At 69.8% G+C, this 9,711-nt stretch carries 12 protein-coding genes and 1 pseudogene; 4 read left to right on the forward strand and 9 right to left on the reverse strand.

Features of this window, described 5'->3' with window-relative positions; all coding sequences use genetic code 11:
- The 8 genes from ABTY98_RS41655 to ABTY98_RS41690 all read right to left on the reverse strand — a co-directional run.
- A partial coding sequence (locus ABTY98_RS41655; protein ID WP_502994498.1) for an IS607 family transposase occupies positions 1–254 on the reverse strand: 254 nt, incomplete at its 3' end.
- 18 nt (positions 255–272) lie between these two features.
- Positions 273–416 (reverse strand): hypothetical protein, encoded by a 144-nt coding sequence (locus tag ABTY98_RS42475; protein ID WP_502994500.1) that lies wholly within the window; start codon positions 414–416, stop codon positions 273–275.
- A complete protein-coding gene (locus ABTY98_RS41665; RefSeq protein WP_352226386.1) occupies positions 401–820 on the reverse strand; it encodes a universal stress protein in 420 nt (139 codons plus the stop codon). Before ABTY98_RS41665 ends, ABTY98_RS42475 begins: the two co-directional genes overlap by 16 nt.
- Before the next feature lie 111 nt (positions 821–931).
- Positions 932–2,131, reverse strand: a complete 1,200-nt coding sequence (locus ABTY98_RS41670; RefSeq protein WP_352226387.1) for a PP2C family protein-serine/threonine phosphatase — start codon at positions 2,129–2,131, stop codon at positions 932–934.
- A 165-nt stretch (positions 2,132–2,296) separates the two neighbouring features.
- On the reverse strand, positions 2,297–2,572 hold the full coding sequence (locus ABTY98_RS41675) for a DUF3817 domain-containing protein (protein ID WP_352226388.1): 276 nt from the start codon (positions 2,570–2,572) through the stop codon (positions 2,297–2,299).
- A 2-nt stretch (positions 2,573–2,574) separates the two neighbouring features.
- Positions 2,575–2,889, reverse strand: a complete 315-nt coding sequence (locus ABTY98_RS41680; protein ID WP_352226389.1) for a hypothetical protein — start codon at positions 2,887–2,889, stop codon at positions 2,575–2,577.
- 41 nt (positions 2,890–2,930) lie between these two features.
- Complete coding sequence (locus ABTY98_RS41685) at positions 2,931–3,620, reverse strand: DJ-1/PfpI family protein (RefSeq protein WP_352226390.1); 690 nt, start codon at positions 3,618–3,620, stop codon at positions 2,931–2,933.
- Between the two features lie 148 nt (positions 3,621–3,768).
- Positions 3,769–5,643 (reverse strand): arabinofuranosidase catalytic domain-containing protein, encoded by a 1,875-nt coding sequence (locus tag ABTY98_RS41690; protein WP_352226391.1) that lies wholly within the window; start codon positions 5,641–5,643, stop codon positions 3,769–3,771.
- A gap of 346 nt (positions 5,644–5,989) precedes the next feature.
- Here ABTY98_RS41690 and ABTY98_RS41695 point away from each other — a divergent pair.
- A pseudogene (locus ABTY98_RS41695) lies at positions 5,990–6,691 on the forward strand (MFS transporter); the annotation flags it as partial.
- A gap of 95 nt (positions 6,692–6,786) precedes the next feature.
- Here the strand turns inward: ABTY98_RS41695 and tnpA are convergent.
- The gene (tnpA, locus tag ABTY98_RS41700) at positions 6,787–7,218 is read right to left on the reverse strand and encodes an IS200/IS605 family transposase (RefSeq protein WP_352226392.1); all 432 of its coding nucleotides are present in this window, start codon (positions 7,216–7,218) and stop codon (positions 6,787–6,789) included.
- A gap of 25 nt (positions 7,219–7,243) precedes the next feature.
- On the opposite strand from tnpA, the gene ABTY98_RS41705 reads away from it, so the two are divergent.
- The 3 genes from ABTY98_RS41705 (at position 7,244) to ABTY98_RS41715 (ending at position 9,636) form a co-directional block, all read left to right on the forward strand.
- Positions 7,244–8,524, forward strand: a complete 1,281-nt coding sequence (locus ABTY98_RS41705; RefSeq protein ID WP_502994499.1) for an RNA-guided endonuclease InsQ/TnpB family protein — start codon at positions 7,244–7,246, stop codon at positions 8,522–8,524.
- 198 nt (positions 8,525–8,722) lie between these two features.
- Positions 8,723–8,995, forward strand: a complete 273-nt coding sequence (locus ABTY98_RS41710) for a hypothetical protein (RefSeq protein WP_352226393.1) — start codon at positions 8,723–8,725, stop codon at positions 8,993–8,995.
- A 209-nt stretch (positions 8,996–9,204) separates the two neighbouring features.
- Complete coding sequence (locus tag ABTY98_RS41715) at positions 9,205–9,636, forward strand: universal stress protein (RefSeq protein WP_352226394.1); 432 nt, start codon at positions 9,205–9,207, stop codon at positions 9,634–9,636.
- Positions 9,637–9,711 lie beyond the last annotated feature (75 nt).

Raw genomic sequence — 9,711 nt, forward strand, 5'->3', positions numbered from 1 at the left:
TCGGAGACGGGCAGGCCCTGCTCGTTGGCGCCCTCGAGTACGCGGATGGCCTGCCGGTCAAGGTCACTCCTCTGGTCACCGGAGGAGACGCGGCAGTAGGCGACCACTCGGCCGTCTGCCGTCTTGGACTCCTCGACGATCCATGTCCCAGACGGCGCCTGACTGACGGGCACGGGCATTTTGCCCTCTTTCACCCATCGCCAGGCGGTCTGGTAGCTCACGCCTTGCTGGCGCGCCCACTCGGAAAGCTTCACACCTCCGATGATAAATGACTACAGACGACTATGCCTGTAGATAGAATCGGGAGCAGTTACGTACCCTGCTGCGGCTCGCCGGGTCAGGACGGCTGGGAGCGGACGATCACGACGGGGGCAGGGGGCGTGCTGGGACACGTGCTGGCTCACGGACCCGAGCAGGGCGCGGGCGAACCCGCCACGCCCTGCTGCCGACGACCAGCACCTCGGCGCCGTGCGCGGCCCGCAGCAGGATGTCCGCGGCGTTGCCGTGCACCAGATGCGCGGTGACCGAGCCTGCGGTGTCCGGGCCCAGCACCTCGGTCAGCTCCTGCCGCATCCTGCCGGGTGTCGTCCTCGTCGATGTCCATGTCGGCGGCGGGCCCCGACCAGCTCTGCAGTCCCTGCAGCTCCCAGGCGGCGATCGCTTCCACGGTGCCGCCGACCAGACCGGCGTAGCGCACGGCCCAGCGCAGGGCGGCGTAGGAGGCAGGCGAACCGTCGACGCCGACGACGACCCTCGGAACGGGGGCGTCCCTGTCCGTGTGTCCCACCTCTCCGACGGCTCCCGCGCCGCCCGGCCGCACGCCTCCACGTTGCGGGAGTCGAGCCCGGCCCGCGAGAAATGCACCGCCGGCCGCATGACGGCCGGCCCGTCGCCCACCGGCGGCGTTCTGCCGCGCCGCAGTTCGGGCCTGTCAGCCTGCTCCTCGTCCGCCGGCCGATGGCGGCTGCCATTCAAGAAGCAAGATCGTCGCGTCGTCCTTCAGCCGGCTGGTCTCCACGTCGAGGATCGAGTGGATCAGCCGCCGCAGGGTCTCCGGAGCCAGCTCGCCGGCGGCGGTGGCACGGATGACGTAGTCGGCGAACCGCTGGAGTCCGAACAACTCCCCGTCCCATGTGCGTGCCTCGGTGACACCGTCGGTGTAGAGCAGGACCCGGTCGCCGGGCTGGAGGGTCGTCTCGTGGATACCGCGCTCGCGGCCGGCCAGCAGGTGGGGCAGTCCCAGCGGAGGGTCCGGATCACGTTCCAGGGCGTCCGTCAGGAGCCGCTGGTCGCGGATGAGGAGCGGGGCGGGGTGGCCGCAGTTGCACCACCGCAGCACACCGGTGTCGAGGGCGAGTTCGGCCAGGACGGCGGTGCAGAACTGGTCCGGCAGCCACTCGGCAAGGGCTTCGTCGACGGTCCGCACCAGCTCCGGCAGCTCGGCACCGATACGGCGGGCGTTGCGGCAGGCCGCCAGCGAGAGCGCACTGGTGAGTCCGGAGGCGAGGTTGTGGCCCATGGCGTCGAGGACGCTGGCATGCAGCGTCGACTCGGTCAGCGCGTGGTCGAAGGCGTCGCCGCCGATCTCGTACGCGGGTTCGAGGACGGCCGTGGAGACCACGCGGGCGTTTCCGATGGTTCGCGGCGGCAGGAACGCGCGGAGCATCTCGGACGGCAACCGCATCCGTTCGGTGCGGGTACGCCGGACGAAGGAGTCCTTGTAGGCGCGCCGGGAGGTGACCATCATCGCCACCAGGGTGGCCAGTGCCCTGCCGCGGGTCAGCGAGGCGGCGGAGAGGACGGGCGCGTGCACGGCCAGGACGCCCAGCCGCTCGGCGCCGTCGATCAGCGGGAACCAGGCGGTCACCGTCCCGCTCTCGGACGGCTCGACCCGCAGCGACTGCGTTCGGTACGTCCATCCCGCCAGCGAGTCGTCGATGGGCAGGACCGAGGTCACGTCCGTGAGCGGGACCAGGTGCCGCTGCTGGAGATCGGCGAGGTAGGCGACCGCGTGATGCAGCCCGAGCCCCTTGGCACAGCGGGCCAGGGCGGGGGCGAGGTCCTCGGTCTTGTTGACCGCGTCGGCCAGGAACTCCTGCAACGCGTCGTCACCGGAATCGGACGTCCCCACCTACCTCGCCTCCTCGCCTCCCTCGGAGCAGCGCCTGCGGGCGTCGGCGATCAGCAGTCTCACATCCTGAGGCGACGCCCGCATTCCGTGGAGCTGCCACGGCCACCCGGACAGTCAGGCCACGCCCGCGCCCTGAAGGGAGGCACGGGCGGGGCGACCCAGGCGCTATTCGGCGCTCCTGGGACGCGTGAGCAGCCGCAGTGCGAGGAGACCTCCCATGCCCGGGAGGAAAGCGGTGGCCTTCGTGGTGGCCGTGGCATGTTTCAGCCGCCAGGTCGCGGCGACGACGAAGAGATAGGCGCAGCCGTGAGCCGGTCCCATCAGGGAGGAGACGGACCGCAGATGCGCGGTGGCGAGGTTGCCCAGCAGGACGATCAGCGAGACGAGTTCGAGGTGCGCGGCGATGCGCAGATGGCGGAGGTCCGCTGTCAGCTGCGTCATGGTCACTGTGCCGCGACCGCCGGGAGAGCGCGGCGCCGGCCGGTGACCTTGGACGCGGGCAGGCGGCCGGCCTTGGAGGTAAGCGTGTCGCCGTCGAGGGTCAGGGCGAAAGTCAGGTTCAGCCGCATGGGCCTGGTGACGGCCTGTTTCCAGGTGAGCCGGCCGTCTTCGAGGAGCACATCGCTGAGCGTCACCTCCTCTCCCGCCCCGCGCGCGGAGCCGACGAGGACGCCGTCCGCGTACCGGAACTCGGCCACGGCCTTGACGGTGCCGACGGGGGTGGAGATGGACAGGTCCCAAGTGCCTTCGGCGGACATGGTGTTGTTCTTCCTCATCGTGGAATGTGCGGGGCGTCGGTTCAGAACCGGACGGGCTGCGGTCCGGCGTTCCGCCAGACGGTGCCGCGGCGCTCATGGGCGAACAGCTCTTCGACGGCATGCGCGACCCGTGGGCCGACCTCGCGCTCCAGCAGGTACAGGCCCAGGTCGAGCCCGGAGGTGACACCGGCGCCGGTGACGAGATCACCGTCGTCGACCACACGCGCCTTCACGGCGTGCGCACCGGTGGCATCCAGCAGGTCGATGCCCATGTGGTGGGTGGTGGCGTGGCGTCCCTCAAGCAGGCCGGCCATCGCCAGGACGACCGAGCCGCCGCACACGGCGGTGAGGGTCACGTCGGGATTCTCGGCCGCGGCCCTGAGCAGCGCGGGCAGCTCGGTGCTCAGGGTGCGGCCCAGCAGCTCGGGGACGGTCGGGTCCTGCCCCACCTCCGCGGCCCCGGCCTCGTGGTCGGGTACGTCACCGGGTTCGCCGATCCGGCCCGCGGTGCCCGGGACCAGCACCAGTCCCGCGCGGTCCGGGTCGAGTACGGCGGTGGCGTGCAGCGCGATCCCGGCGACACCGCTGACGACCTCGCGCGGCCCTTCGGCCGAGACGAGTTCGACGGTCACCGCACCGTCCGTGGCGGTGCCGCCGGCGGACAGCACTTCGTAGGGGGCGATGACATCGAGCGGATCGAAGCCGTCGATCAGGACGATCTGGGCGTGCATGAAGGGCCCTTCGGAGTGCGGAACACCCGGTCTCTGCCGGGCACGCACCGAAGGTAATCAGCGGCCTCTCCGCCTCCCAGTGGCATTGGTGACACCCTTCGACGGAAAAGTGCCAAGGCCGGGAAGAGGCCGCTGACCTGCGCCGCGTTCAGCTCACGCTGAACTTCTGTGCGGTGGCGCCGTTGCAGTCCCAGATCTGCAGGCGGGTGCCGTTGGCGGTGGCGCCGCTGGGGGAGTCGAGGCAGCGTCCGGACTGTGGGTTGAGGAGGGAGCCGTCGGCCTGCTGGACCCATTTCTGGCCGCCGACGCCGTTGCAGTCCCACAGCTCGACCTTGGTGCCGTTCGCCGTGCCGTTGCCCACGATGTCCAGGCAACGCCCCAGCGTGGCCAGCGAGTTGTCGGAACCGTGGTACCAGTGCTGGTCGATCGCGTACGTCTGGCAGTCCCACAGCTGTACGGCGGCGCCGTTGGTGCCGGTGTCGTCGGCGGCGACGTCCACGCACTTGCCGCCCGGGCCCTTGACCGGCCCTCCGCCGTTCACCGAGAACTTCTGTGCGGTGGCGCCGTTGCAGTCCCAGATCTGCAGGCGGGTGCCGTTGGCGGTGGCGCCGCTGGGGGAGTCGAGGCAGTGTCCGGACTGCGGGTTGAGGAGGGAGCCGTCGGACTGCTGGACCCATTTCTGGCCGCCGACGCCGTTGCAGTCCCACAACTCCAGCTTGGCCCCGCCGGCCGTGCCGTTGTTCTCGATGTCGAGGCACCGGCCGAGCGTGGACAGCGAACCGTCCGGGTTGTGCGTCCAGTGCTGGTCCTCGGCGTACGTCTGGCAGTCCCACAGCTGTACGGCGGCGCCGTTGGTGCCGGTGTCGTCGGCGGCGACGTCCACGCACTTGCCGCCGGGGCCGGTGATCGTCCCCTGCGGACCGTTGGGCACGTTCGTCTGTCCGCTGTAGCCGACGGAGACGATGTTCGCCTGGACGGCGTTCTCGGCGGCGTCGGTGGGATAGCCGGAGACCATGACGCCCTCGAAGAAGGTGCCCCGGTTCCAGTTGCTGTTGTCGCCACCGATCCCCAGGATGATCCCCCCTTCCTGGTGCATGGGCTGATAGCCGCCCCGGGTGGGCAACGCGCCGTCCCACCAGGTGGTGAGACCGCCGGACCGGGAGTCACCGCCCTTGAGGGCATACCGGGTCTGCCCGTTGTTCTTCAGTACGGCGGTCACGAAGGTGCTGCTGTTGCCCAGGTTCGCCGTGTTGGAGCCGTTGTCGCCCTGGAACATGCCGTTCTCCAGATCGGCCTCCACCCAGGGGCCGTTCCCGCTGCACGGCGCGAAATAACAGGTGGTGGCGATCGACACGGCGTCCATGTGCCCGTTGCCGGTGTCCGCCGGGGTGCTCTCCGCGTTGCCGTAGTCGAAGCAGCAGGCCGACCCGACATGGGTACCGCTGGCCACCATGTAGGCGCCCTCGGGCTGACCGCCCACGGCGACACCGGAGGCGACGCCGGTGTAGCGGTAGCCCACACCCGGTGAGATCCACAGCCCGTACACCTTGTGCCCGCCCGCGGTGACGGCGATCTCGGAGGCGTCGGCGCCGCGGTCGGCACCCGTGCCGGCGGTGCCGGCGGGCCCGGGCGTCAGGTCGTTGTGCCGGCCGCTCTGGTCGTAGATCTTCGTGATCCGGCAGCCGCCGCTGTTCGCGCAGAAGGCGTCCTGGGCCGCCGCGTCGGCGTACCCACCCGGTGCCAGCGGCCCGATGTCGGCGGTGGCCCCGTCCGAGACGCGGGTCACCTGGTAGAGCGGGCCGTCGTAGGAGGAGAGCAGCGCGCGGGTGACGCTGTGCGCGGCCACGCACGGGGTGCCGGCCGCGGCGTAGATGTCACACGGCAGCGAGCCGGCGGCCTGGGAGGCGGCCGGAAGACCGAGCATCAGCCCGAGAGCGAGCCCGAGAGAGGCGAGCACGGCGATGAGCCGCGTCCGTGATCTTGGCGGGGGCATGACATTCCAGGCGGATGAGGCACCGTGCATGGCAAGTCCCTTCGAAGCCGGAGGTGGGGGAGGGGCGCACCGGCGGCGCGGCGACACAGCTCTTCGATCGGCTCGGCCCGGAACCTACGCACCCTGTTCGGCGGCGTCAATATTTGTTTCCTTTTTGGTTCAGACCAAGTCGGCGGTGTGGACTGCTGTCGGGGCGTGTCGGATCCGGATGTATCGCCGGCGCCCGTGTGAGCTCACCGTTCCGGGGCAGCCGGGTCCCGTACGGGGCGTTCCCACCTGTCACAGAATTCGCTTCGTGAAACATCTGATCGTGGAAGGGGGAGGCGGCGTGGCCGGAGCCGTACCCGACGGGCTCTGCGAACCCGGTCCGGGAAAGATGCCGAAGGCGGCCGCCGAACTGCCCCGGCAGGTCCGAGACGACCTCACGCGCCGGCTGCGGCGGAACAAGGGAGCCTTCCACAGCGGTGACGTCCAGGTCGTCGAGCCCCCGCTGCTGCGGCGCGCGGTCGGCGCGTCGGCGCTCGGCAACTGCATGGAGTGGTTCGACTTCGGCGTCTACAGCTACCTCGCCGCCACCATCGGCAAGGTCTTCTTCCCCGGCGCCTCGCCCGGGGCCCAGGTGGTCTCCTCGTTCGCCACCTTCGCGGCCGCCTTCGTCGTACGGCCCCTCGGCGGGCTCTTTTTCGGCCCGCTCGGCGACCGGGTCGGCCGGCAGAAGGTACTCGCCACGACCATGATCATGATGGCGCTCGGCACCTTCGCCATCGGACTCATCCCCAGCTACGCCACGATCGGTATCGCCGCCCCGATCCTGCTCCTCCTCGCCCGCATGGTGCAGGGCTTCTCCACCGGTGGCGAGTACGGCGGCGCGACCACGTTCGTCGCGGAGTACTCACCGGACCGGCGCCGAGGCTTCCTCTCCAGCTGGCTCGACTTCGGCACGTTCGTCGGCTACGCCCTCGGTTCCGCCCTGGTCACCGTGCTGAACCTGGCGCTCACCGACGACCAGATGCTCACCTGGGGCTGGCGTCTGCCGTTCCTGATCGCCGGCCCGCTGGGCGTGATCGGCCTCTACCTTTGATCTTGGTCAGTGCTCCGCCGTTTGCGGCGGGGGTGAAGGCCGTCTCAGGACCGCTCTGACCGGCGCTGGTGCACGAGCCCGCTGTGTTGTCCTCAGCCGGCGGGGCGCCGCTGGTTCTCGATGTACTGCTTGACGACGGTCAGCGGTGCCCCGCCGCAGGACCCGGCGAAGTAGGAGCCGGACCAGAAGTGTCCGCCCCACAGGTAGCGGCGGACGTGGGCGTCGTATTCCTGGCGGAGCCTGCGGGAGGAGACGCCCTTGAGGCTGTTGACCAGCTTGGAGAGCTGGACCTTGGGCGGGTAGTGCACCAAAAGATGGACGTGGTCCTGTTCGCCGTTGAACTGCTTCAGCTCGGCCTCGAAGTCCGTGCAGACCTCGCGCATGACCTCCTCGCAACGGTTCAGCATCACGTCGGTGAACGCTTCCCGCCGGTACTTGGTGACAAAAACCAAATGGGCATGAAGGTCGCAGACGACATGACGGCCCGTGCGCACATCGGGGTTTGGATTCCATCGTGGTGACATATACCAATACTGTATCGTGTCGTCCATGAGCGATCACGGCGTGGAGACACGGCAGTTCGGGCACCGCGCCCGGCTTGCACTGCCCCCTGCCATGGCGCTCAAGGCAGACGGCCAGGCGCACGCGGCCCGCACGATGTGGAACTGCCTGCACGCCTGGTGGCAGATGATGCCGAAGGAGAAGCGGACGCTCGCGAACGCGGACGCCGCGATCCGCCAGGCCCGCCAGGAGATCGATTTCCTCGCCGTCCTGCCCGCACAGGCCGCGCAGGCGGTTCTGAAAACGTATGTCCAGGCGTGGAAGAACTGCTGGGACGGCCGGACGGACGCACCGAACTTCAAGGCCCGTTTCCGCACCGCGCTGACCGTGGACGTGCCGCAGGGCCGGGACCTGAACATCGTCCGGGTCCACCGCCGGTGGGGCATGGCCAACCTGCCGAAGATCGGCCGTGTCCGCTTCCGCTGGACCAAAGACCTCCCCGTCGGCAAGCACGCCGACAAGGACAACCGGATCACCGGCGCCCGGCTGGTCAAAGACCCGCTCGGCTGGCACATCGCCTTCCGTGTCCAGACCCTCGAACCCGTCCCCCAACCCCACCAGGGGTCGGAAACCGGCATCGACGTCGGCATCACCGTCCCCCTCGCCCTGTCCGACGGCCAGACGTACGGGCACGGTCAATGGCTGACCGTCAGGGAACAGGCCAGGCTCCTGGTCCTGGAGCAGCGCGCCGCCCGCCGCAAGAAGCACCGCAAGCCCGGCGAACGTACCTCCCGTCGCTTGCACCACACCTACGACCAGATCGCAGGGCTCCACGCGAAAGCCAAGCGCCGGGCCTCGGACTGGCAGCACAAGACCACCACCAAGATCGCCGACACGTACGGCACCGTCGTGGTGGAAGCACTCACGATCACGAACATGGTCAAGTCCGCCAAGGGAACCGTGGACCAGCCAGGTAAGAACGTCGCCCGGAAATCCGGGCTGAACCGCTCGATCAGCGGGGAGGCATGGGGCCGCACCGTCACCATGCTGACGTACAAGCTCGCCCGACGCGGCGGCACCCTGGCCAAGGTCCCCGCCCCGAACACCTCCCAACGCTGCTCCGCGTGCGGCTTCACCACGCCCGGCAGCCGGGAGACCCAGGCCCTGTTCGTGTGCAAGAACCCCGACTGCGGATGGACGGGCAACGCCGACCACAACGCAGCGCGGAACATCTTGCACCTGTACCGGACGGGCCACGCGCTCGTCCCGGCTGCCGGGAAGGCAGTCGTCAGGCGCGCACGCCGCGCCAAGCCCGCCACCGCAAGGTAGGCAGGAATCTCCCTGCCTTAGCAGGGAGAGCACTTCAAGGATTCACCACCCTCTACCGCCGACCCCCAGTTCCTCACCACGGCGACACGGCTCGCCGGGTACGCCATCGGCGCGCTCACCCCTGACCATGTCCCCGTCTGGGACTACCGGGCGCCTCAGCACCCCCACGACATCAAGGACGCCTCCGCCGGAGCCGTCATGGCCTGCGGGCTCCTCGACCTGGCCGCCGCGACCGGCCGCGAGCAGTACCGCGCCGTTGCCCTGCGGCTGCTGACCGCGCTCGCAGAGACCTGCCTGACCAGGGCCTCCACCCGAGCGGACGCCGTCGTCGCCCGCTGCACCCGCAACCGACCCGCCGAAGACGGCATCGAGGTCTCCCTCCCCTACGCCGACTACTACCTTCTCGAAGGCATCCACCGGATCCTCCACCCCCAAGCCCTCGACCGCGCCATCGAACTCACCATGCCCTGACGCCGCGCGCCCGGCACCGGTCGGCTTTGCGCAGTTCAGTGGCTATTACACGGACCGCTGTCCTCCGTGCGCGCGAGTGGTGAGATGATCACATCGTGGGGGCGGAAGAACTCGTTCGGCGCTGGACGCGCCGACCCGTCACGCCGACACCCGGCGTCCCTGACCAGCGAGTCGACCTTCCGCGCCCCGAAAGGGGAAGAAGAGTGTCCGTGTTCCAGCGCATCCTCGTCGCCGTCGATCCCAGCCCCGCCCGCCGCTCCGCCGTACGGCTGGCCGGCGAGCTGGCCCAGCTGACGAACGCCGAGGTCCGCGTCGTCCACGTCATCGCCTCCGCCGCCTCCGCCGTGGCGATCGTCCCGCTGGAGGAGGACACCGAGGCCCACGCCGTTCTCGACGAGGCGCTCGCCGCCCTCCGGGACAAGGGCGTCAAGGCCGAGGGCACCCTCCTGAGGGGGCTCACCACCCAGGTCGCGGCCGCCATCGCCGAGACCGCCGACGAGTTCGGCGCCGATCTGATCGTGCTGAGCCCGCACCACCGCAGCGCCGCTCAGGCACTGTTCGACCCACGGGTCAGCGATGCGGTCGCACACCACACCCACACCGCGATTCTGCTCGCCCCGGAGAGCCAGGACCAGGACTGACCTGACATGAGCCCCGGGGCCGCTGCGGGATGACACGGACCACGAAGTCGCCGAGCCGACGGGACACCATGGCTG

The organism is Streptomyces sp. NPDC096040 (assembly GCF_040303265.1).
In the GTDB taxonomy this organism is placed as follows: domain Bacteria; phylum Actinomycetota; class Actinomycetes; order Streptomycetales; family Streptomycetaceae; genus Streptomyces.

Coding starts and splice junctions, on each gene's coding strand:
- ABTY98_RS41675 (WP_352226388.1), bottom strand. CDS start 2,572: ATGACGCAGCTGACAGCGGACCTCCGCCATCTGCGCATCGCCGCGCAC.
- ABTY98_RS41680 (WP_352226389.1), bottom strand. CDS start 2,889: ATGTCCGCCGAAGGCACTTGGGACCTGTCCATCTCCACCCCCGTCGGC.
- ABTY98_RS41685 (WP_352226390.1), bottom strand. CDS start 3,620: ATGCACGCCCAGATCGTCCTGATCGACGGCTTCGATCCGCTCGATGTC.
- ABTY98_RS41690 (WP_352226391.1), bottom strand. CDS start 5,643: ATGCACGGTGCCTCATCCGCCTGGAATGTCATGCCCCCGCCAAGATCA.
- tnpA (WP_352226392.1), bottom strand. CDS start 7,218: ATGTCACCACGATGGAATCCAAACCCCGATGTGCGCACGGGCCGTCAT.
- ABTY98_RS41705 (WP_502994499.1), top strand. CDS start 7,244: ATGAGCGATCACGGCGTGGAGACACGGCAGTTCGGGCACCGCGCCCGG.
- ABTY98_RS41710 (WP_352226393.1), top strand. CDS start 8,723: ATGGCCTGCGGGCTCCTCGACCTGGCCGCCGCGACCGGCCGCGAGCAG.